Raw genomic sequence first — 23,342 nt, forward strand, 5'->3', positions numbered from 1 at the left:
ACAAGGTCATCACAGTACGCTTTTTTAAACGCATTTTCATTAAACTGAGGTGATATTCGTGACGCGTCTTGAAAAGAGACCCGTTCACCCCCATTTAAGTTTCATCGGCAACAGTTTTTTTACAGGTCGCCACTCTGTTATCTTATAAGTCGTCACTCTATCAAAAAGCGATCCTTAGAGGCCAATATGTTTTTTATTTTATTGTTAATATTTGTTTTAATACCGGTTATTGAACTCAATGTACTCATTGAAGTTGCCAGCTCAATTGGTTCATGGACCACAGTCGCGTTAGTGTTATTTACCGCGGTTGTTGGAGTGTCATTGGTACGCAGCCAAGGCCTTAGTACTTTAATGAGTGTGCAACAAAAATTAGCCCGAGGTGAAGCTCCGGGGCAAGAAATTGTTGAAGGTATGATGTTGGCTGCCGCTGGGGTGTTATTGCTTATTCCTGGTTTTGTCACCGACTTTATTGGCTTAATTTTATTAACCCCATTTACCCGTGCTCCTATCGCGGCGTTTTTATATAAACGTATGCAACTTCGTGTTGTGGCTAATGGTGGTATCCCCCCTGGCTTTGGTGGCGGACAAAGTCCTTTTGGACAGTCCGGTCCATTTGCAGGGCAAAAGCCATTTGATCAACAGGGCAACACTTTCGACGGTGATTTTGAACGTAAAAATGATCGTCCACGTAGCCATCAAATTGAGGTAGTTGATCTTGATGATGACATTAAAAATGATCGTGATGATGATATTGAAGATGAGCGTCATGACGACAATCGCGACGATATTATAGATGTAGAGCCTATTAAGCCCAAAGATGACGACAAGCCGTCTTAATACGCACCACTTATGACACATCTTAATACACATTATGGTAATACCAGCTTATTTAACAAGACTAAGTTTGATCTGTGATTTGCCGTGATGTGTAGAGCGTATTTTGTTAAGCCCCACGTTTAGCACTTGATCAAATATAACGTAAACAGCCGACTAATGCAGATGCATTACTTGGCTGTTTTTGTTTTTGCGCCTGTCTCGGAATCAGCTTGCCGCTGGAGTTGCTTATCTTGCTGAGCACCAAACCAAAATGCACTGATGATACTTAATCCCCAGTTGGCTAAAAATATCCAAGTGAGTATCGGCATGGTTGAGCTACTGTCGATGGCAACGTTGGATACCGCAGCATAAATGGAGGTTAAATCGTTGCCGATATTGCCTGCTAAAATTTGCTCCGCAATCACTTGTGCACGGCTAATAATTTGATCCATTATCAACAAAATACACACCATACTGACACTGATAAATCCCCAGCCGAGTAGCTTTTTACCCAACCAAATCTGGCCACTGCCAGGGCAAACAATGCCAGAGAGCATGGCGGCGTAAATGGATTTTTTCATGTTAAACCAAGATTTGTTGCGAGTGATATAGTGTTATTAATCCACTGACACAGATTAAAAAGCAAGTGTGGCTGCCATTATTAACACAGTTTAATATTCGCCAAGGCGAGAGGTTGGTTTATTAGTGTCGTCTTGCTCGCCGTCAGTGGCTAATGAGTTATCTGAACAAGGCACAGTGTGCTTAATCTCTTTTGGCTCACTAATTTGAGTAGCCAGGTAATAACAAGCTATCCCCATCAATGTATTAGCAATGGGTAACGCCAACAAAATACCTTTCACCCCACCAACATACGAGCCTAGCGCCGCCAGCGGTAACATTAATAACATTAAGCGGCACAAGTTAATCACCAGTGAACTCAACGGCCTATGGTAAGCATTTAAGCTAGTGGCAACCATAATAACAATGGCAAGTGGCCCATAAGAGGCAGGCAACACCATAATATAAAAACTCAGCCACTCAATAACCAGTGGGTCGTGAGTAAACAATCTTGCGATAGGTTCGGCATAAAAATACAGCGGAATAAACAAGATTGTTTGAAATACAAAAGCAAATCGCAACGACATCAATAAGGCTTTTTTGGCGCGATCCGGTTGGCTGGCACCTAGGTTTTGGGCAATAAACGGCATTAAACTCGACGACAGCGCCATCACCACAATCAATAATACCGACTCAAGCCTAATTCCGGCACCAAAGGCAGCCACACCCGCATGATCAATCCGTGCCAACATGGCCATTATAATGCCGTTGGCAATAGGATTTATTACATTCATTAACGCCGCTGGGCGGGCGATATGGGATAAGACTTTCCAATGTAAAATTAATCGACCCACATCAAACTCAGCAAACTGAACCAGTTTACGTTTGACAATAATCAAGTGGCCAGCAAATGACATTGCCACTACCCAAGAGAGTGTGGTCGCAATAGCAGCGCCTTGAATTTCTAAACGCGGAAAAGGGCCAATGCCGAAGATAAGTAACGGGTCGAGAACCAGGTTTATAATGGCGGCCAGCATCATAATTTTAGCCGGTGAGTGAGTGTCACCTGTGGCACGTAATGCTTGATTACCCACCATTAATAGCACCAAGGCAGGCGCGCCTAAATACCAGTACCACATGTAGTCATTAATTAATGGCAAACTGGCACCGTTAGCACCAAGCAAACTAAAAATAGGTTCAATAAACACACAGCCGAGTATCGACAAGCCCCAAATAATCACCAGTGTCATGCACAAGGCATCAAATAAAAACACTCTGGATTCGGGCGCATGCCCAGATCCAATCAAACGACCAAGATTGGTTGACACACCCGCTCCAATGCCAATGCCGATGCTCGTAATCACTAAGGTTACCGGAAACGTAAAGCTCACTGCTGCCAGTGCATCTGTACCCAACTGGCTAATAAAAAAAATGTCCACCAGACTGCCACCTAGAATGGTCATAATCCCAATCAGGTTAGGCAAAGTCATGTTAAGCAGTACACGACCAATAGGTGCGCTGAGCAACCCGTGTCTGTCTTTCATCTATTCTCAAACGTTTGGTGTTTCTAAGGAGCCGAATTCTAACAGGATTAGGATTGCTTTAATAAATCAGACTTAAAAAAAGTGCAATTATTTTTAAAATTCCCCTTGGATCTGTGACCAGTCACCCCCATATCACATGCATCAAGGGGGAAACCCTTATTTGTTAGTCAATAGCCTCGCTTTTTGGGCATCAAATCATTAGGAGAGTTCATAGATGAATATTCGTCCATTACATGACCGCGTTATCGTTAAACGCTTAGAAGTTGAATCTAAATCTGCAGGCGGTATCGTGCTTACAGGCAGCGCAGCAGAAAAATCAACTCGCGGTAAAATCCTTGCAGTAGGCAACGGTCGTATTTCAGAAAATGGCACAGTTACACCACTTGACGTTAAAGTGGGCGACGTAGTGATCTTCAATGAAGGTTATGGCGTGAAGAAAGAAAAAATTGACGGTGAAGAAGTGTTAATCCTGTCAGAAGCTGACCTGATGGCAGTAGTAGGCTAAGCCTCTCGCATCAATCGACTTTCCAATTAATCATTAAATTTAAAGGAACATCAAAAAATGGCAGCAAAAGAAGTCTTATTTGGTAACGACGCACGCGTAAAAATGCTTGCAGGCGTTAACATCCTAGCCAACGCAGTTAAAGTAACCTTAGGCCCTAAAGGTCGTAACGTTGTTTTAGATAAAAGCTTTGGTTCGCCAATGATCACCAAAGATGGTGTGTCAGTTGCTAAAGAAATCGAACTAACAGACAAGTTCGAAAACATGGGCGCACAAATGGTTAAAGAAGTTGCTTCTAAAGCCAATGATGCTGCCGGTGACGGTACCACTACTGCAACAGTATTAGCACAAGCTATTGTTGTTGAAGGCCTAAAAGCAGTTGCAGCGGGTATGAACCCAATGGACCTTAAGCGCGGTATCGACAAAGCCGTTATCGCAGCCGTTGCTGAACTTAAACTACTTTCTCAAGAATGTTCAGACACTAAAGCCATTGCTCAAGTAGGTACAATTTCTGCTAACTCTGACGAGTCAATCGGCGACATCATTGCAACCGCAATGGAAAAAGTCGGTAAAGAAGGCGTTATCACCGTTGAAGAAGGCCAAGCGCTTGAAAACGAATTAGACGTTGTTGAAGGTATGCAGTTTGACCGTGGTTACTTATCACCATACTTCATCAACAAGCCAGAAACTGGCAGCATTGAATTAGACAGCCCATTCATTTTATTAGTAGACAAAAAAGTTTCTAATATCCGTGAATTGTTACCAATCCTTGAAGGTCTAGCTAAAACAGGTAAGCCATTGCTTATCGTCGCAGAAGACGTTGAAGGCGAAGCTTTAGCGACACTCGTTGTGAACAACATGCGTGGCATCGTTAAAGTGGCTGCTGTTAAAGCTCCTGGTTTTGGCGACCGTCGTAAAGCAATGCTTCAAGACGTTGCTATCCTAACTGGCGGTACTGTTATCGCTGAAGAAATCGGTCTAGAACTTGAAAAAGCCACTCTAGAAGATTTAGGTACAGCTAAGCGCGTAATCATCACTAAAGATAACACTACAATCATCGATGGTAGTGGCGACCAAGTGCAAATTTCTGCACGTGTTTCGCAAATCAAACAACAAGTTGAAGACTCAACTTCAGACTACGACAAAGAAAAGCTACAAGAGCGTATGGCTAAGTTAGCTGGCGGTGTTGCAGTCATCAAAGTTGGCGCAGCAACAGAAGTTGAAATGAAAGAGAAAAAAGCGCGTGTAGAAGATGCATTACATGCAACTCGCGCAGCGGTTGAAGAAGGTGTGGTCGCCGGTGGTGGTGTTGCCCTTGTTCGCGTAGCAAGCAAAATTAAAGATGTTGAAGTATTGAACGAAGACCAAAAGCACGGTGTAGTAATCGCACTGCGTGCTATGGAAGCGCCTTTACGTCAAATCGCAACTAACGCTGGTCAAGAAGCATCAGTTGTCGCTAACACTGTTAAAAACGGCGAAGGTAACTTCGGTTACAACGCTGGCAACGACACTTACGGTGATATGTTAGAAATGGGTATCCTAGACCCAACTAAAGTAACTCGTAGCGCACTACAGTTCGCCGCATCTATTGCTGGTCTTATGATCACAACAGAAGCGATGATTGCTGAAGTACCACAAGATTCTGCACCAGATATGGGCGGAATGGGTGGTATGGGCGGAATGGGCGGCATGATGTAATCTAGCTTGTCTAAATCGGTGATAACTGCGTTGCTTCACCACTCGTTTAAGAAAGCTAAACGAGTGGTAAAGCGCCTTGTTCTAACCCGATTTATCCTGCGCTATATACATTGTCGTTCTCAAGCCTAGAAGCTTAGAGCTAAATTTCTTGTAAAAGAATAGAGAAAGCCTCGATACCTAACAGTATCGCGGCTTTTTTTTATTCTAGGGAAGGGCGTTTATCTCATGGATAAAGACTGGGCTATCTAGAAGAGTAGGCTAGACTAGGCTATAATATAGTCGTTATCGAGGAGGGTATATGGCAAATTCAGCAACCAATAAAGCACCGAAAAATACTCAAACTTTCACTCCGAAAATGAGCAATTTTGAAATGAGCTCTCGTTATGAAGGCTTATCTATGAAGAAAGAAAATGCCGGAAAATCGATTAATGATTTGAAACTAAAATATGCGCGATAAATACGGGGTAAGTCACGATAGTTACTGTTACCCCGCTTCTGAAGTACTGCAAAATAAGCTTAATATTCAAGATTATGGCAACCTCGCAGAAGCCGAACTGGCTTTTACTGCGATTCGATACAGCGAATACTCATCAACAATTACCTCGATACAAGACTTTAACTTAAAGCATCTCCAAAACCTGCACAGGCAATTATTTCAAGATATCTATCATTGGGCTGGTGAAATAAGAACTGTTGATATTTCTAAGGGAAATACACGGTTTTGTACTTGCTCAAGAATTGAAGCTGAAGCGAATAAGCAATTTTCTCGAATCGTATTATTGGAACGATTGGATTCAAAAGATCAATTAGTTATAGAGATTACCGATATTTTTTGTGAATTGAACATTATTCACCCTTTTAGGGAAGGTGATGGACGAACACAACGTTTTTTCTTTGAAGAACTCTTTTTCTATTTTGACCTGAGTGTTAATTGGCCTGATATTTCGAAAGATGAATGGGTAAATGCAAACATTCAAGGGTATTTAGGCGACCTGAGATCATTAAATCAAATATTGAGTAATGCCACTTCATCAATTTAAGCATCCTCTTATGCCTCATTGGGGGGTATAACTTGATGAATACCGGATTACCTAGATTTCAAACAATTATTAAAGGGCAAATTATGGAGCAGTTTAGGAGTGAGTTTATTAAGGCTAGAGAGATATTTTACGAGATTAAGCATCTTAAGCTCACGTATGAACAGCTCTATAGTGATGCAGAAAATCGACAGATTATTTCAGAGGCTTCACTCGAGTTTTTTAGATTAGTACATTGGTCATTCCGTGACTCAATGATACTGCAATTGTGTAAGCTGACGGATCCCAAGGAGCAAGGGCGCGGGAATAATAGCCATTTAAATCTGACTTTGGAATATTTATTAAAATCTGACGTGGTTGAAAAAAGTGATAAATATCAAGAAATAAGAGATTTGTATGAAAATGGAATTACCCATTTACGTAAACCTCTAAAAGAGTTTAGACATAAATTAGGTGCTCATGCAGATTATCCAACGATGATGTGTTCGAGTATTGTCGATCCTGTAGAAGGTGAGATTTTTGCTTTATTTGATGCAGTTGAAGAGTTTTTTATCTTGATGAATTCCAGTGTTTTTGGTTGTAGTTCACTTAAAAGCAGTTCATCGTCTAATAGTTATAGGAAAGGTGCTTCTGATTTATTGAAGATTTTAAAAAACAATGAAAGTAAGCACATATAAAGGTGCCAAAGGAAAAGATAATCGTTATTTCCCCTTGTCGTTTAACGTTTTGTTCCTTTTCTTGTCTCTTATCCAAATGACAGAACCATTGGTTTTCTTCATTTCAAAAAGATCTATCGATGTGAATAAGTCACTTAATTTTTTGAAGCCATAATTACGCTGATCAAACGAGGCATGGTTAGAAATATGAGTACCGATAGGTCCCAACATTGCCCATCCGTCATCATCCTCTACAGCCTCAATAGCTTGCCTTAATAAACTGATGAGTTTTGTATTTTTGTTTAAGCTTTTAGTGGCTGTTGGTAATGGAGCCTCTGTGCCTTTGTCGTCATTTAGAAATAAAAAGCGAGAACAGCTATTAACAAATGGCATCGGAGCTTTGCGTTCACCAAACCCGATGATAGTTTTACCATCGGCGAGAGCTCTCGTGACTAAGGGAGTAAAATCGCAATCTGATGAGACTAAACAAATAATATCAACATTTTTTGTATATAAAACATCCATCACATCGATAACAAGTGCCATATCTGTGGCATTTTTGCCTTTAGTTAAATCGAATTGCTGTATGGGCTGAATCGCATACTCATGTAATACATCTTCCCAAGCTTTTAGATTAGCGTTTTTCCAATTGCCGTATGCTTTACGTATGTTTACCACACCATAGCGAGCAAGCTCTGCTAGTACTTTATCAATTTTCTTAGCTGGTGCATTATCAGCATCAATAAATACTGCGATTTTATCTTTATCTTTCATATTGACGTCCTAGTCAGATCATTACAGTTTATGCCTATAAGTGCTTTTAATGATTAAATAATCTGCTTTTCAAACCCACAATCTACACAATTCAATGTGTAGGTTTCTTTGCGCTTTGTAACTTTAGTATTTTTACTCATGCATTGTGGGCATGGTAATTTCATCGATGTATTTTTACTGCACTGGTTGCAGTTGATGTAGTAACCGAACTTGCCATACATTGGGGTGTATTGTGTTGATTCACCACAATGTTTACAGCTTAGTATGGGGTGTTGGTCTGGCGCGACAACCGCTACTGGTGCAAGTATTGCGGCAGTAGATTGAGCTAGATGATGAGTGGGCGCTGATGCTGGTTTAGGCCCTTGCTCAAGCTCTGGTTTTAGTTCTGGTCTTTTGGGTATCGCTTGGATTTGCTTTAGTTGAGCCGGAGCAGTGTCAACTTGCTGAATATTTGAGTCGATATGTTGGCTAATAAGAAATTGGCCGATTGAATCGAGTTCCCGTTGGCTAAAGTCTGGTCGAGTGTCGGTGACGCTGACCAAGCGGAGCAATTTGTGTTTAAGATTCATGATATTTTTGAGTTCATCGACCAAAAACTCAGTTTTATACAGTTTGTCTGAAATCTCTTTGGGCATGGTTTTTCGGTCGATCACAGCATTACTGGATACCGCACATAAATAGTGCCAACAACGTCCATTGAAGCCTTGCTGCTTTATACCCAGTAACTTACTTAATATGTTATTCCTATGATGCATGAGCATTTCTTTTAATAAGGCTTGTTGCAGCTCAACTTGCTTGATGGGCGAAGACATACCTGACCATTGACTGTTATAACTGCGTGTCCATTCGCCTTGGTTGTTCACTTTAACGTGACCTTTTATGCTTTTTGATTCAATGAGCACGAAGCCATAGGTGTATACGATCAAGTGATCAATTTGAGCCGTTTCATCATTAAAGCTGAATTTGAAGTCGTTGATAACCAGTACTTCAGGGTTGTCTTTAAATGCGCGGCGTAAGAAGAAGGCTACATCCTGTTCTTGTTTTTGACCGGCAATCGTTTGCGGCGTTTTGGTCATTTGTAGTGTTTTAGTTTTAAGAATCATTTACCAACAGCATCCATTCATAACTTGATAATAATCAAGCTCATAATATCTATGATGCTGATAAAAAAGCCAGTATTAATTTTAAAATCAGGGGGTAATCGATTCGATAGTGTAACAAAGTACACTTTGGACTAACGTGATGACATCTGCACTCAATCAACAATCCTTGGGTTTATCCATTAAAGAAACCAGAAACAAAGCGGCACTAAATAATTTATTAAGACTTATACCACCCACAAGAAAACTGGTTGAGGACGGTAGATTGGGTTCTCGTCCAGAGCATTCAAAAACAGTCGCAGCGATTAAGATATTTCAGAGTAAATCTGTTGGCATGGTTCGTCCTGACGGAAAAATCGATGTAGACGGTCGCTCCCATCGTAAGTTTAACGAAAAATTAAGTGCACATTTGGCGGCTTCAGTAGTACCTATTTCAGGTTCACTCAAAGTGATTTTGAAGAAAAATCTAGAGAAATATGAGGGGCGTGTACCGCATATGTATTTAGATACTGTCGGTCAAGTCACTGTAGGTATTGGGCATATGATGACCGATGTTCAGGCTGCTCAAAAGGTACCTTTTGTTGTTAGTAGTTCGCGTGTCCCCGCAACCGCTCAGCAGATTGAAGATGAGTTTAACCTTATAAAAGCACAATGGGTTAAAGTTCAGGGCGCACAGAAACTACCTAATGCTGCTTATTACATAAAATTTCATGCCTATGCACTTGGCTCAGTAAGAATGTATTGGCGTGTGAATCATTGCCAAATTTAACAATCTGTTAGGTATTTCTCTTTCCATTTGTCTACGATTGAACCGATAACAGAACTCGCTCAGGTATTCTTGCAGGTACTTTCCTGAAACACCATGAAATGTCCCAAGTAAAAATGCCTTTAAGTTACCAATGGCAATATGAACCCAAGGCAGCCATTCATCAACAAGCTCACTGGGGGTAACCCTCGCTTCATGTTGTTGAGTCTTATCTATAATGTTCAACGCAGGTAAGCCGTCTGTATGCACTTCTTGCTGTCTCGTTAAGTGTTTGGCAACGAACTTTTCAACACTATCATGGCAAACGCTATTCACAGCCTGCATAGCAATAAATCCAGCTCTTTTTCCTTTGCTTTCAACGGCAACTAAAACAGGTGTTTTACCTTCTGCTCCACGTCCACGCTTGCCCTTCCTTCTGCCACCCACTAACGCATCATCAATTTCAATAACGCCTGACAGTCTATATAAGCTGTCTCTATGGCCCATAGCCGTTCTCAGCTTACTTAATATCAAACGTGCCGTTCGCCAATTAACTTCAATGTGCTTGCTCAATCTTAATGCTGAAATACTGCCTTTATCTGAGCCTAAAAAGTAGATTGCCCAAAACCACTTAGTGATAGGAATACGGCTACCGTGGAATAATGTGTCAGCTGTGACCGATGTTTGTTTATGACATTGACTGCATTCATATACATTGCGGGTTGTAAGCTCATAAGCATGCTCACAAGAGCATCTAGGACAAACAAAGCCATTAGGCCATCTCATTTTCTTAATGTGATTTAAGCAATCAGTTTCAGAGCTGAATTGACGTTGCCATTCAAAAAAACTCGTTTCAGGCATTTTCATAGCAAATCTCACTTCTAGTCTTGATTTATACTATAAGAATAGGCCAAAACTGACTCAGATGCATAGGCATGTAAAATTTACTAAGTTGGAACTTCTTAATACAGATATTGATGTAATTAGGGACTCTCATATTGTAAATTTTGAAAAAGAGTTAAAAGGTCTCTATGGATACTCTACGTTCTCGACTTACCCTGACGATGTTAAGCTAGCATTATTTGATATGATTTTTAATCTTGGATTGACAAGGTTGAGTAATAAATTTGTTAATTTTAATATACATATCAAGGCTAGTGATTTCAAAAAAGCGGCATTGGAATCTAATCGACATCAGCTGAGTACAGATCGTAATTTTTATGTGCGTAATTTATTGAGTAATGCAAAATGATATTAAAAGTAATGTTAGTAGTAGGATCTGTAGCTGTATTTGGGATTGGGTGTGTGAGTGCAAAGGGAAATATAGCACCATCATTACCATTAAATGCAGGTGAGTTTTTCCTTGAACAAACAAGGGAAACACACAATGCTGATGACTTCAAACTTTTACATAATGACATATGGGGTTATGAAACAGAGCTGAAACATAATCACCATAAGAAGTTAACGGTTAATACCTGCGCAGATTTAGTTACGAGTATAGATTTAGGGTATGAAGCTTCGCAGTCTGCAGATTATGGAGCCGTTATAATAGATTATAAAATATGTAAGTCATGGCAAGAATTATCCCTGTTTAAGCCGTCGCATCAAAGCTACCTTAGTGTTGTTAATTTGGACAAAAACTTTGCCAAACGTGTTCCGCCGCAATTAGCTTTAATTATCTCGAAGGATGATGAGCGTCGTCTGGTTGTAGCCACAAATTGGGATGAAATGAGTCACATTTTGAAGGTTAAAGCCATCGATGAAACTAGCGCAATTTTTGTTGATAATTCTGGAGGATCGCAAAAGCTTAATATAAGAGCTAAAGGTGACTATAATGGTGACGGTATTGAGGATATGCTTTTGAGCACCAGTAATACCGTCGAAGGTGGGAGCTACCATTCAGTAGATTACTTCATTCTTACGCGTCTATCTTCAGAAGCATCTTTTACCTTGTTAAAGCAATGGTAGTAAAACTAGCCCCATTTGATAGGGGCTTATTTTTAATTCTGCTATTATTTGCGCGTAATCTTATCCAAATATCCCATGGCGAAGGCTGATAACACGAAGGTGATGTGGATGAGCAAATACCACATAATTTGTCGTTATCTATATTGATTTCTATCAATCTTAAGGTCAATTTCACAGACTGTATTGATTACATTTAACCGTCAAATTACTAAACAATCATATAGTGTAACAACCTACACTTATAACTCGTTTGGCGACTTAGATAATTAAAAAGTGTACTTAACTACACTTTTGTTGATCTTGACAGGGGAGATCACAATAAAGTGTAGGTTGCTACACTTTACTGTTGAATACTTAACCATTCATAGCTAAAGTGTAGCAAAGTACACTTTGGACTAACGTTATGGCATCTGCACTCAATCAACAATCTTTGGGCTTACTCATTAAAGAAACCAGAAACAATGCGGCACTGACTCAAGATGTGGCGGCGATGCTGTGTGGCGTGACCAAAAAGACGTTAATTCGTGTCGAGAAAGGCGAAGATGTTTATATCTCGACAGTGTTCAAAATTCTTAATGGCTTGGGGATTAGCATTTTGGCGGCACAACATAGTGATGCAGACTCTAATGGCTGGTACTAATGATGAGTACAGCTGAAAAACTGACTTTGGATATGCATCTTGGCGATCAGATAATTGGTGAGCTGTCATTTAACCCCGCGACCGAGACATTCACTGTTCAATACACCCATGATTGGCAACAAAGGGGGTTTCCCATTTCGCCGATGGTCCCCTTAGATGGAACCGCTAACAGCCATCAAATTGCGATGTTTTTAGTAAACCTATTACCCGAAAATAAAGGCTTAGAATACTTAATTGAATCGCTAGGGGTATCTCGTGGTAATACGTTTGCCCTTATTCGTGGTATCGGCCTTGATACCGCGGGTGCCATCGCTTTTTCGCCAAAAGGAACATTGCTACCAGCAACAGCCTTAAGGGAGATAAGTGCTGATGAAGTGATTAAGCGAATTGAAGATCCGCAGCTATGGCCAATGGAAGTGTGGGATGGAAAAGCAAGGCTGTCAGTCGCAGGGGTGCAGTCCAAACTAAACCTATTTTATAACGGCAAAACTTTTGGCTTTGGTGACGGTTCGCTGGCATCCACACATATTTTGAAGTTTGCGCAATACCGTCATTTAGTGATTAACGAGTTTCTTACTATGCGCTTGGCTAAGGCTATTGGTAACGATGTTGCTCATGTCGATATTGTCGAGTTTGGTCAACACAAATCCCTTTGTGTCGAACGCTTTGATCGTCGTTATATGCCTGAGCCTCAAAAAGTCTTGAGACGGCACATGATTGATAGCTGCCAAGCGTTGGGTTTCAGTGTTAACAAAAAATACGAACGTAACTTTGGCACAGGTCGTGATGTGAAAGGTATTCGAGAGGGCGTAAGCTTTGCTCGTTTGTTTAGCCTCGCCAGTCAGTGCACTAATCCTGCAGCGGCTAAACAAAATATGCTGCAGTGGGCTTTATTTAATTTACTCAGCGGTAATGCTGATGCCCATGGCAAAAACTACTCATTTTTCATGACTCCCACAGGTATGGTACCGACCCCCTGGTATGACTTAGTCAATGTGGCAATGTATAAGGATTTCGAGCAGGAGATAGCAATGGCTATCGATGATGAATTCGACCCTAATAAAATTTATGCTTATCAACTGGCTTCATTCGCCGAAGAACTTAGCTTGCCACGAGCCTTTTTAGTGAGCAATTTAACCAAAATGGCAACCAGAATAGAGCAAGCCATAGACGACGTGATTGCCATGCTGCCAACGCTGGATAAAGATGAACATGCCTTTGTGGCTGATTATCGCCAGCAACTCATGACAAGGTGCGAACGCTATCTTGATATGGCTAGCGAAGTTAAGGCCGTTGAATTGTAGAATTTGGTACTGCCACGGATTGATAAATCTTTCTGCAAGGCTTATCTGGTGCCAAGATTGTAAAAATCCTTGCTGGTCTAAAACCTATAAGCTTAGATCCAAACTTCTTATAAAAGAGAAAGCCTCGATTCCTAACCGTATTGAGGCTTTTTGTTTTTCGCGGGATGCTTAATATGTAACGGTTTTTTTCGTTAAGTCTTATTAGGATGCGATGTGAACGATATTGGGCTCAAAGCTTTACTTATTTCACCAATAGTTAGTTAAATTCAGCATTATTTGTAAACACTCTAATTGAGTGAAGCTTAACTTGTTGAATTTTAATAGATTATTTTTGGCGCTGTATTTGCATTGTTATTTCATCTTGATCTATATAGGGAAATACAATGTTATTGGATATTCAATCACTTAGTCATCAATACCAAAGTGGGAAAAAGGCTAAGCCTGCAATCAAATCGCTGTCGCTGCAAGTTGAGCCGGGGATTTTGGGGCTGTTAGGTCCTAATGGTGCGGGTAAATCTAGCTTGATGCGTATTCTCGCAACAATAACAAAACCAACCCATGGGAATATCTTCTGGCAAGGGCAAGATATTATTAAGTCACCTCAAGTATTGAGGAAAGAGCTGGGTTATTTGCCACAATATTTTGGGGTATATGATCAGTTATCCGGCATCGAATTTCTGCACTACATGGCTAGCTTAAAAGGGTTAGATAAATTAATCGCAAATCACACCATCGACGATTTACTTCATAAACTCAACCTAACGCACGCTGCGCATATGCCATTGAAAGGCTATTCTGGCGGCATGAAACAACGAATTGGTATTGCACAGGCTTTACTTAATGATCCCAAATTGCTGATTATTGATGAACCCACCGTTGGCCTTGACCCACAAGAGCGTGCTAATTTTCGCCAGTTATTAACCGAGTTAGCAGGTGAACGGTGCATTATATTCTCTACGCATATCGTGGCCGATGTTGAATCCATTGCAGACCGTATTGCGATTATGCACTCAGGGAGTTTAATTCAATCAGAATCACCACGTGCACTTCAAGATAAGATCGCTAATAAATGCTGGCAACTCACCGCAAATTTCAGTGAACTAAAGCAAATTCAGCATGAGTTTATTGTTAGCCATAGTGTGCGTAAAGACACCATGGTTGAACTCAACATTATTGCTGACAATTGCCCCGATGAAAGAGCCATTTCAAGAACTCCATCCTTAGAAGATGCTTACCTTTATTTTACCAGTAACCGACAAGCTCAAATTGGCTATGCGAGGGCAAGTTAATGAATCAAGTTTGGCAATGCATTGTCGCTGATTTTAAACAACGAACTCGCCAGCAAAGCTTTGTAGTAACACTTCTGGCGATGTCGGTATTAACATTACTTTTTTTCCCATCCCCCGATGCCCATTATCAAACGCTAGTGATTAATGGTTATCGTGGTATCTACAATAGCGCCTGGCTTGGTATATGCCTTGCGATGTTGAACGTGTTGTTTTTGCCTCTTATCTGTTTTTATCTAGTCAAAAATGCTCTTGAATTAGACCGAAAATCAATGACCTGTGAACTCATCGCAGCAACCCCGATTAATAAACTGACTTTTTTATTAGCCAAGTGGTGCACAAGTGTATTTATTCTGGTTTCTATTGTGCTGGTTATGTTGCTGAGTAGTATTGGGATCCAGCTTTATTATGGTGAAAGTCATCAAATCGATCTTTGGGCGTTAGCATGGCCACAATTCGTTTTTGTATTGCCAATGCTATTGGCTATTGCCGCTATCGCGATAATGTTTGAGTCAATTAAGTGGCTTAGAGGCGGGTTAGGCAACGTCGTTTATTTTTTCTTATGGATTGGTTCCATTGTTCAAACCATTGAAAGCGTGTCTGGGATCGGAGCATTAGTCGACCATTTAGATGCAGAAGTCGCAGAGCGCTTTCCGCTACAGCAAGGTAATACTAATATAGGCATAAATATCAGTGATGAAACACGCGAAATAAATACCTTTGTCTGGCAAGGAATAGAGCCGACGATAATGCACCTTTGGGGAGCGCTGCCTTTGCTTCTTATTTGTCTTGGTTGTTTAGTGTTAGCGTTTATCTTTTTTGACCGTTTTAGCGCACACTCACTATCTGAAAACAAACCAGATTTATGGATGAATTTCACATTAAAAACCAAAGTGGTTAGCCTACTGGATAGTTTTTTTGTCACGTTAACTCAGCATTTCGCTTTTACTCGTTTATTAAGATTAGAGCTAAAATTAATACTCAAAGGCCATTCGGTATATTGGTTTATCGGTTTGCTGGTGTTGAATGGTATTCAGTTGTTTATCAGCCAGGATTTACTTCTCAGTATTTTTTTACCCATTTCATGGTTGTGGTGCGTGTTAGTGATTTCTCAGTTAGGCCAATTAGAAAAACAATCGAATACGGTAGAGCTGATGACTTACAGCAAACAATCCCCCATATTACAAAGCTTAGCCAGTTATTCAGCAGCATGGATGTTATTAGGCTTAGCAAGTATGGGAAGTGTGCTGCGCTTTACAGGAGGAGCTGAGTGGTTGTTGCTGGTTCAATTGATTATCGCCATTTCATTTACTGTATCTTTGGCCTATTTTTGTGGCACGTTTACAGGAACAAAACGGATGTTTGAAGTGCTTTATCCGGCACTTTGGTACATGGGGCCCATTCAAGCTGCACTATATGTCGATTTTTTTGGTGTGAATAGCCAAGCAAGTTGGCAGGCGGGTGTACCGTATTTATTTTTTGCTACTGCAATCGGTCTGCTGATGTTAACCGTTAGTGCTAAACGCACCCGCTAGCATATCAACATCAGTTTAATAGCCGGATAGTGGCTAGATAAATGATGAAAAAGTAATTAAGTCCATCCGCAGGAATGAGTGTAAACCTCGAATGTAGATTGTGGTTGTGTCGTCCATTTCAAATAGGTCATTAAAAATAAGTGGGGAAGAGTTAACTTTTCCCCACTATTTATCTCTGCTATTTACATCAAGTGAGCCTGCTATTACTTGCGGGTAATTTTATCCAGATATCCCATGGCGAAGGCCGATAACACGAAGGTGATGTGGATGAGCAAATACCACATGATTTTGTCGTTAGCGATATTTTCGGCATTCATAAAGACTTTAAGTAGGTGAATAGACGAAATCGCCACAATAGATGCGGCTACTTTGTTTTTTAGCGAGCCTGCATCCATCTTGCCAAGCCAGTTGAGTTTTTCACTGCCTTCACCCACATCGAGTTGTGAGACGAAGTTTTCGTAACCTGAAAACATCACCATGATGAGTAGACCACCGACTAAAGTGATGTCGATTAACGATAGGGTGATTAGCACCAAATCGACTTCTTTTATCGAGAAAATATTGGGGATAATATGAAAGATCTCTTGAAAGAACTTTATGCCTAAGGCGAATAAGATTAGGCTTAATCCCAAATAAATCGGCGCCATGATCCAGCGTGATGCATACATCAATCTTTCAAACACTTTTTCCATTAAAAATTAATCCTTCAGATAAAATACGTAGAAATAACTCAAGTCACTCATTCTAAAACAATAACAAAATGAACGTTAACTGCGCCGACATGCAGTGGCACACGTGATGATGTGTTGCCTGTACACTTTGCATAATGCACAGTGTATTGCATTATGTTCTTAGTGGTTGATATTTAGTGAGGGCAGAGTAAACGTTATTGCCGTCTAAATCACCTATTGTCTATTCATTCCAGACGTTTTTAATCTAAGCCTCAGGTTTATTGATTATACTGTTTTGCTTGGGTATGTATTTCAACACTTAAAAGAGAGATCTATCATTATGGATAAACCTACCAACGTGCCTCGTAAAATGCCTTGGGTTGCGATAAGTGTCATAGCATCCATAGTATTGCTGTTTGGGCTGTTGTTAATGCTGATGCCCAAGGGGTTTACGTCTAATCTTGAACAAATTGGTACGGGCAAACCTGCGGTAGTATTTGTCTATGATCCTAACCTTGTTTCAAGTATCACCCAAACAGAGCAGATGAATGAAGCTCGATCTCATCTTGGTGATAACGTGTACTTTCTGCTTGCTAGAACAGCAACGCCTGAGGGCGATGCGTTTATCGCCAAGCATAACGCACGAGTAACTGAACTATTCCTCTTTGACTCAGCAGGAAGCCTAATTAAAAGACAGCGTGCGGTGATAGATGCGAATGAGCTGATGCGATGGGTACGTTAGTCATTTTAGCGTGATCGCCATCTGTGATTAGCGAGAGATTAAGTGAGGGAGTCAGTGGAGAGAGTAAGTGGGTCTGCTTAAACGTTTCATCTGACTTAAAGCCGCAATAACTGCGTTGCTTCAACATTATTTTATAAAGCCTCGATATTTAATTGTATTGAGGCTTTTTAATAGCTGAACTAATCAACAGTGTATGAAGCTACACTTTATGGCTAGTTTACGGCTTTGCGTTCTGGAAAGTGTATGTAAGTACACTTTTTGGGGGCATGCGAGATCCCAATAAACTATTTCCTAAACTGTTCAGTACAAAATTCTTATTCATTGATGATTACCCAAAATGCCCTGTTATTAAACGGCGTAGCGGCTTCTTTAAGTATTTTAGTGAGTGAAGGCTTGTTAGATTATAGCTGTTAGCGAATTTTCATTTCAGATTACTTATCTCTCATGCTTTATTTCTCACTCCTTATTTCTCAATCGTGCGATTTGATATATGATGCGCCACCCTAAATTTGCCTATGTCGCCGATCCCTTTTTATGTCTACCAATGCCCTTTATACCGATTTGTCCGCTTATTACGATTTAATGTGTTGTGACATTAATTACCAGCAGCAAAGCAATAGCATAGTGCGCTTGCATCAGATTTTGGGTAACAGTGGTAAACAGCATTTAGATTTAGCCTGTGGAACGGGGCCTCATGTAAGGCATTTTATCGACTTAGGGTTTCAAAGCAGTGGCCTTGATATCAATCAACCCATGCTCGATATTGCTATGCGTCGTTGCCCTGAAGCGCAGTTTAGTTTGCAAAATATGACAGAGTTTTATGTAGAAGAAAAACTCGATTTGATTACCTGCTTTTTGTACTCCATTCACTACTCACAAGGTATCGAGGCACTTAAAGCCTGTATTGCCAGTGTGCATAAGGCATTAAATACCGGCGGCTTGTTTTGTTTTAACACCGTTGATAAACATAAAATCAATAACAAGGCGTTAGTGAGACACAGTGCCGAATTTGAAGATAGTCAGTTTGTGTTTGAATCGGGTTGGCATTACAGCGGTGAAGGTGAGATGCAATCGCTCAATTTAAGTATTGGCAAAACTCAGTTTGATGCGACGCAGTTATGGCAAGATTCGCATGCGATGGTCGCCACTAGCTTTACTGAACTTGAAGCATTGTTAAGCCCGTATTTCGATATTCAAATATTTGAGCATGATTACGACAAAATCATCCCTTGGGATTTAGCATCTGGCAATGCCTTGTTTGTGTGTACGAAACGTGAAATTTAGTGGTTAAGTTTTTAGCTGCTATTCACTAAGGTTTTTAAGCGATAATGCTGATAAGCCGGAATGAAACGTTGATCATTAGACTATAAATAAGTGGTTCAGACTAATACTTTTAAACATGGACCATTAAACTGCGAAAGTCGAATTGGAGTGAGTGGATTCAATTTAGTCGCATGCCTGTGGAACTTCACCAGCTTTCAAATACCGATTTTTATAGGCTAGAATGTATAAAAATCGGTATTTGAATGTGGTCAGCCATCATCATTAACAATGGCTGTTGATGAGGTTTTACTGTGCGGTATCAGTAAATTCAGCTTGAACCTTGTCTAATTCTTGCTGATTTTTAAGCTCAACTTGTTGCTGTTTTTTAATACTGACTTCTTCTACAAGTGCCGCTTGTCTTTCTTTAAGACTGTGTTTCTCATCTTTGGTCAGAAACTTAAACGCTTTTTCATTGGCAAGTGCATACGCAACGACATCTTCGCCTTTTACTCTGCGTTCATCCACTCGTTTTGAAAAACGATCGTTATCTCGAGCTTTACGCTCTTCGGCATTTAACTTACTCATTGGTGTATCCTCATTAGTTAATCACGGTAGGGTTCACTACGCTCAGTCAAACAAATGAGAATTGCACATTCATAAAGCTGATCGGCGCATTTTAGCATAAGTTGGCTTGTTAGCCTGTAATACATGGCGTCTGAGTAAACTTTATCATCTGTTGGCGATTTCTAGAGTCGGTTTTGCTGTCAGTTACCTATAACGATCATTCATTAAAGCTGTTTAATGCCATTGCGATGTTATGAGTGGCTTGTTTGGCGCGCGGGCTGAGTTTTGTGATTGAAATAAAGCCATGCATGCAATCATCAAAATGCTGATGTTGTGTATTGATGCCTGCCGCTTTTAGGCGCTGGGCATATGCAATGCCATCGTCCCTTAATGGATCGAACCCAAGGGTTAAGATGTAGCTTTTTGGCGATTCGCTAATGTCTGCTGCTTGTAGTGGACTCACTAATGGCAGAGTGACTTCGTCGAGAGAGTGTAAATATTTTAACCTGAAATAATCCATTAAATCGCGGGTGAGTATTAACTGTTTATTGAAACGGCGATAAGACTCGGTTAAGCCTTGTAAATCTACCATTGGGTAGATCAAAAACTGAAATGCGGGTGTTACTTTTGCCTGTACTGGTAGTGATGTTTGCAGTGAATGTAAACCGATGATACACGCTAGATATCCGCCTGCGCTGTCACCACCCACGCCTACGTGCTGTGGATTAATATTAAGTTGTTGATGGTTGGCATTGATATAGTTCCACGCTTCGATAGCATCACAAATCGGGATGGGGAATTTATGTTCTGGAGCCAGTCGATAATCGACTGAGATAATGTTCATGTTGCCATGTTTAGCCAGATAGCGGCAAAAGTGGTCATGAGTGTTAATACTGCCAATAACGCCGCCGCCACCGTGAAAGTACACTAAGGTTTTTTGAGGCTTGGTGGCGCTAGGATGGTAGATGCGAAGGTTTATTCTGTTAGCGATGGTATGGCTGCTATCGCTGGCGCTATGTTCGTTCAAAGGAATAGTGCCCATAAAAGGAGTGCCAGTACTCACCGGAACCGTTAAATTAATCACCTTATCCATTTCAATTTTAGTCAGCCCAAGTACTCGGTCCATCGCTAGAAATACATATCTGAATAATGTGACTGGTAACTTGTATAACGGCGCTAATGACAACCACTTGGCGACCATTAATTGTTTCGCTTCAAGCTTGGGCGCTTGTAGACGTTTGCCTTGTAGCGGTTCGTCTTGTGGTAGTTCGTTTTGCGACGGCTTGTCAGATGATGATTTATCTTGTGACAATGGTGTTGGCTTATTAACGTTATCCATTTTTATAGCCTTGTTATTATTGTTAACTGATTAGAACCGCATGTTTTATCGACTTAGCCACTTCATCGCTAGGCGATTGATAAATGCCGGTGATACGTTACTTAATCTATGCAATAGACCATAAACAACACTGACTGTTCTATGGGTTTTAGGCTGTTTCACTTGTTTATCTATCACTGCGACTACGTGTTCAGCAGTGATATTCACGCCGAGTCGTTGCATGACTTTGGCGCTGTTTTTCTGTGCCTTCAGCATATTGGTTGCCACAAAAGGTGGCATAACATCGCATACGCTGATGCCGTACTTTTTCCACTCAAGTTCCAGCGCCTCGGTAAGGGCTTTTACGGCAAACTTACTGGCCGAATAGCTGGCTAATTCTGGTACACCATAATCGCTGCTGGCTGATGACATATTGATAATAGTACTTGTGCCGGAATTTTTTAAATAGGGCCATGCAGCATGGCATAGGTTCATTACTCCAATGACATTGACACTTAATGTGCGCTGATGTTGTTCGATAGGGATTTCTTCAAAGGAGCCTATGTTCAATATGCCGGCATTATTAATTAATATGGCCAGGCAGTTATTATGTTCAGCACAAAATTTAGCCATAGCGTGTTGTACTTGTGAAAAATCACTGACATCCAGTTGAAACAACCTTATTCGAGTTCTATCCCATATATCGGTGGCTTGTGTTAATTGCGCCAAATTGATGTCGGCCATACCGACCCAGTAGCCCTTTTTGTGAAAGTGTTTTGCCGTCGCTAAGCCAATGCCGGAAGCTGCGCCGGTAATAAATATAGTATTTTTATTCATCATAAACCTGGTTGTTTCTAGTATGAGTCAATCAGCACGAGTGAATCAATACGGGTGGATATGCAAGGGTGAAAAGGTGGCTAAGCCAACTAAAATGATCGGGTATTAAGGTGTTCCATCTGCGGCTGTTTCATTTCATCAACCCATCGCTGCCAAGTGTAGGGCCATAAAATTGGGTCGCCATCGGCATCTAAATACCAACTTTGGCATCCTCCAACCCAGCTAGTGTCTTTTAACCCTTCCTTTACGTAGGCATTAAAGTCGTCAATGGCTTGTTGCTTGGCTTCAAACTCATCAAATTCATGCTCACGCCATTTATCGATCAGTTTAATAACGTAGTCAGTTTGCACTTCGCTCATGGCGATAACGGAGAAGTTACCAATAGGTGTGTTGGGGCCGAGCATTAAAAAAAAGTTAGGGTAGTCGCTGAGTAACATTGATCGATAGGCTTTGATTTTATGAGCCCAGGCTTTATCAATGTGCAAATTGTTACGCCCAATAAGATTCATTGGGCGCATAAAATTAAATGCATTAAAACCGGTCGATAACACCAATACGTCTAGCTCATGGTGTTTACCGTCTTTAGTGATAATGCCTGTTTCAGTTATGCGCTCAATACCTTCTGTTATTAACTCAGCATTGGGTTTTTGAATGCCTTTATAAAAGGTGGTGTTGATAATGACCCGTTTGCAGCCCACTTGATAATGAGGTCGTAGCTTTTCGCGTAAGGTTTTGTCTTTAATGCTTAATCGTAAGTTGGCTTTACACAAAAAATTTAACGCATGCTTTTGGATAAAGTGTCCCGTGACGGCTTTGGTAAAAAAATGTTCTAGAAAAAACTTGCCCATATTGCGATGAATTTTGGTGATGATTGGAAAGCGAGCCATTAACTTTCTGTTGGTTTTTGAAAAGGTAAAATCGGGCAGATGCATTAGCCATTGTGGTGTGCGCTGAAAAACTGACACCTTAGCTCCGGTTTTAATCAGTTCGGGTATGGCTTGTGCGGCCGTTGACCCAGTACCGATAACTCCAACCCGGGTTGAGGCGGATATGTCGACGTCATGATTCCATTGAGCAGTATGGAATGTTGTGCCTTTAAAATCTTTTAATCCAGGAATGTCTGGAAATTGTGGATGATGCAAAATGCCGGTGGCGCACACAATAAAATCAGCGATGTAGGTTTGCTGTTGGCTGGTTTTTACCGTCCATTTACCATTGGCATATTGTGCATCGGTAACGGCTTCGTTAAAGCGTATGTCTCGTTTAACATCATATTTATCTGCCACGCGCTCAAAGTATTGTTTAATCTCTGGTCCATGGGCAAAAAAACGGCTCCAATTTGGATTAGGCTCAAATGAATAGGTATACATGTGAGCGGGTACATCGCAGGCCGCCCCTGGATAGGTATTTTCTCGCCACGTTCCGCCCACGCAGTCTTTTTTCTCCAGTACTACAATATCGGTGATGCCAGCTTGGCGCAGTTTAATGTCCATTAAGATGCCCGTCATACCTGCACCAATGATCACCACAGTAGGATTTCGTTTCACTTGGGTCATGACGCCCTCTATTATTGTTATGGTTTTTTATTAACGAGCTTGGTTGTTGTTAGCTTGGTTGTTGTTAGCTTTTGTTGTTAGCTTTTGTTATTCGTCATCGCTATTTTTACTTGTTACGTTGAGCATTAATTTCTGGATAACGGATCATTCAAAAGTTGTTAATAAATTGTATTATCTATCCAGCATAGGAAACTATTGTTCATTGATCTACGCGCTAAAGGGACG

The 23,342-nt window shown here is 40.8% G+C and carries 24 protein-coding genes; 14 read left to right on the forward strand and 10 right to left on the reverse strand.

Features of this window, described 5'->3' with window-relative positions:
* The first annotated feature begins 186 nt into the window (after positions 1-186).
* The gene (locus HNW13_RS16440; protein WP_192114083.1) at positions 187-837 is read left to right on the forward strand and encodes an FxsA family protein; all 651 of its coding nucleotides are present in this window, start codon (positions 187-189) and stop codon (positions 835-837) included.
* Between the two features lie 167 nt (positions 838-1,004).
* Here the strand turns inward: HNW13_RS16440 and HNW13_RS16445 are convergent, their stop codons facing one another.
* Positions 1,005-1,397, reverse strand: a complete 393-nt coding sequence (locus tag HNW13_RS16445; protein WP_192114084.1) for a hypothetical protein — start codon at positions 1,395-1,397, stop codon at positions 1,005-1,007.
* A 90-nt stretch (positions 1,398-1,487) separates the two neighbouring features.
* Entirely contained in the window at positions 1,488-2,918 is a 1,431-nt protein-coding gene (locus HNW13_RS16450) for an MATE family efflux transporter (RefSeq protein WP_192114085.1), read from the reverse strand.
* A 214-nt stretch (positions 2,919-3,132) separates the two neighbouring features.
* Between HNW13_RS16450 and HNW13_RS16455 the strand changes: the two genes are divergently transcribed.
* The 5 genes from HNW13_RS16455 (at position 3,133) to HNW13_RS16475 (ending at position 6,832) form a co-directional block, all read left to right on the forward strand.
* Positions 3,133-3,423 (forward strand): co-chaperone GroES, encoded by a 291-nt coding sequence (locus HNW13_RS16455; RefSeq protein ID WP_011639076.1) that lies wholly within the window; start codon positions 3,133-3,135, stop codon positions 3,421-3,423.
* Positions 3,424-3,480: 57 nt separating this feature from the next.
* Positions 3,481-5,118 carry a chaperonin GroEL gene (gene groL, locus HNW13_RS16460; RefSeq protein WP_011639075.1) on the forward strand — a complete coding sequence of 546 codons (1,638 nt, stop codon included), beginning with the start codon at positions 3,481-3,483 and terminating at the stop codon, positions 5,116-5,118.
* A gap of 298 nt (positions 5,119-5,416) precedes the next feature.
* Entirely contained in the window at positions 5,417-5,575 is a 159-nt protein-coding gene (locus HNW13_RS16465) for a hypothetical protein (RefSeq protein WP_192114086.1), read from the forward strand.
* Entirely contained in the window at positions 5,565-6,158 is a 594-nt protein-coding gene (locus tag HNW13_RS16470) for a Fic family protein (RefSeq protein ID WP_192114087.1), read from the forward strand. Before HNW13_RS16465 ends, HNW13_RS16470 begins: the two co-directional genes overlap by 11 nt.
* Before the next feature lie 35 nt (positions 6,159-6,193).
* The gene (locus HNW13_RS16475; protein WP_192114088.1) at positions 6,194-6,832 is read left to right on the forward strand and encodes a hypothetical protein; all 639 of its coding nucleotides are present in this window, start codon (positions 6,194-6,196) and stop codon (positions 6,830-6,832) included.
* 24 nt (positions 6,833-6,856) lie between these two features.
* On the opposite strand, the gene HNW13_RS16480 is transcribed toward HNW13_RS16475, so the two are convergent.
* Both HNW13_RS16480 and HNW13_RS16485 read right to left on the reverse strand, forming a co-directional pair.
* Entirely contained in the window at positions 6,857-7,585 is a 729-nt protein-coding gene (locus HNW13_RS16480) for an NYN domain-containing protein (RefSeq protein ID WP_192114089.1), read from the reverse strand.
* 53 nt (positions 7,586-7,638) lie between these two features.
* A complete protein-coding gene (locus tag HNW13_RS16485) occupies positions 7,639-8,688 on the reverse strand; it encodes an NERD domain-containing protein (protein WP_192114090.1) in 1,050 nt (349 codons plus the stop codon).
* Between the two features lie 139 nt (positions 8,689-8,827).
* Here HNW13_RS16485 and HNW13_RS16490 point away from each other — a divergent pair, with 139 nt between their 5' ends.
* The gene (locus tag HNW13_RS16490) at positions 8,828-9,454 is read left to right on the forward strand and encodes a hypothetical protein (protein WP_192114091.1); all 627 of its coding nucleotides are present in this window, start codon (positions 8,828-8,830) and stop codon (positions 9,452-9,454) included.
* Here HNW13_RS16490 and HNW13_RS16495 read toward each other — a convergent pair.
* Positions 9,413-10,297, reverse strand: a complete 885-nt coding sequence (locus HNW13_RS16495; RefSeq protein ID WP_192114092.1) for an IS1595 family transposase — start codon at positions 10,295-10,297, stop codon at positions 9,413-9,415. The genes HNW13_RS16490 and HNW13_RS16495 overlap by 42 nt on opposite strands.
* Before the next feature lie 381 nt (positions 10,298-10,678).
* Here HNW13_RS16495 and HNW13_RS16500 point away from each other — a divergent pair, with 381 nt between their 5' ends.
* From HNW13_RS16500 to HNW13_RS16520, 5 genes are all read left to right on the forward strand, one after another.
* Complete coding sequence (locus HNW13_RS16500) at positions 10,679-11,401, forward strand: hypothetical protein (protein WP_192114093.1); 723 nt, start codon at positions 10,679-10,681, stop codon at positions 11,399-11,401.
* Between the two features lie 403 nt (positions 11,402-11,804).
* Positions 11,805-12,041, forward strand: a complete 237-nt coding sequence (locus HNW13_RS16505; protein WP_192114094.1) for a helix-turn-helix transcriptional regulator — start codon at positions 11,805-11,807, stop codon at positions 12,039-12,041.
* A gap of 2 nt (positions 12,042-12,043) precedes the next feature.
* The gene (locus tag HNW13_RS16510; protein ID WP_192114184.1) at positions 12,044-13,345 is read left to right on the forward strand and encodes a HipA domain-containing protein; all 1,302 of its coding nucleotides are present in this window, start codon (positions 12,044-12,046) and stop codon (positions 13,343-13,345) included.
* Between the two features lie 383 nt (positions 13,346-13,728).
* On the forward strand, positions 13,729-14,634 hold the full coding sequence (locus HNW13_RS16515) for an ATP-binding cassette domain-containing protein (protein WP_192114095.1): 906 nt from the start codon (positions 13,729-13,731) through the stop codon (positions 14,632-14,634).
* Positions 14,634-16,166 (forward strand): ABC-2 transporter permease, encoded by a 1,533-nt coding sequence (locus HNW13_RS16520; protein ID WP_192114096.1) that lies wholly within the window; start codon positions 14,634-14,636, stop codon positions 16,164-16,166. Before HNW13_RS16515 ends, HNW13_RS16520 begins: the two co-directional genes overlap by 1 nt.
* 203 nt (positions 16,167-16,369) lie before the next feature.
* Here HNW13_RS16520 and HNW13_RS16525 read toward each other — a convergent pair whose 3' ends face one another.
* Positions 16,370-16,858 (reverse strand): TIGR00645 family protein, encoded by a 489-nt coding sequence (locus HNW13_RS16525; protein ID WP_162024000.1) that lies wholly within the window; start codon positions 16,856-16,858, stop codon positions 16,370-16,372.
* Between the two features lie 319 nt (positions 16,859-17,177).
* On the opposite strand from HNW13_RS16525, the gene HNW13_RS16530 reads away from it, so the two are divergent.
* Both HNW13_RS16530 and HNW13_RS16535 read left to right on the forward strand, forming a co-directional pair.
* Positions 17,178-17,579 carry a hypothetical protein gene (locus HNW13_RS16530; RefSeq protein ID WP_174839660.1) on the forward strand — a complete coding sequence of 134 codons (402 nt, stop codon included), beginning with the start codon at positions 17,178-17,180 and terminating at the stop codon, positions 17,577-17,579.
* Positions 17,580-18,113: 534 nt separating this feature from the next.
* Positions 18,114-18,863: a class I SAM-dependent methyltransferase gene (locus tag HNW13_RS16535; protein WP_192114097.1), complete on the forward strand. Its 750-nt coding sequence runs from the start codon at positions 18,114-18,116 to the stop codon at positions 18,861-18,863.
* A 285-nt stretch (positions 18,864-19,148) separates the two neighbouring features.
* Here the strand turns inward: HNW13_RS16535 and HNW13_RS16540 are convergent, their stop codons facing one another.
* From HNW13_RS16540 to HNW13_RS16555, 4 genes are all read right to left on the reverse strand, one after another.
* Entirely contained in the window at positions 19,149-19,427 is a 279-nt protein-coding gene (locus HNW13_RS16540) for a hypothetical protein (protein WP_011639067.1), read from the reverse strand.
* Positions 19,428-19,623: 196 nt separating this feature from the next.
* Positions 19,624-20,745, reverse strand: a complete 1,122-nt coding sequence (locus tag HNW13_RS16545; protein ID WP_182743816.1) for an alpha/beta hydrolase — start codon at positions 20,743-20,745, stop codon at positions 19,624-19,626.
* 45 nt (positions 20,746-20,790) lie between these two features.
* Positions 20,791-21,564, reverse strand: coding sequence for an SDR family oxidoreductase (locus tag HNW13_RS16550; protein ID WP_243756316.1), 774 nt, complete (start codon positions 21,562-21,564; stop codon positions 20,791-20,793).
* Between the two features lie 86 nt (positions 21,565-21,650).
* On the reverse strand, positions 21,651-23,117 hold the full coding sequence (locus HNW13_RS16555) for an NAD(P)/FAD-dependent oxidoreductase (RefSeq protein ID WP_192114098.1): 1,467 nt from the start codon (positions 23,115-23,117) through the stop codon (positions 21,651-21,653).
* Between the last annotated feature and the right edge of the window lie 225 nt (positions 23,118-23,342).

Origin of the sequence: Shewanella sp. BF02_Schw (assembly GCF_014596695.2) — a bacterium.
Lineage (GTDB): Bacteria > Pseudomonadota > Gammaproteobacteria > Enterobacterales > Shewanellaceae > Shewanella.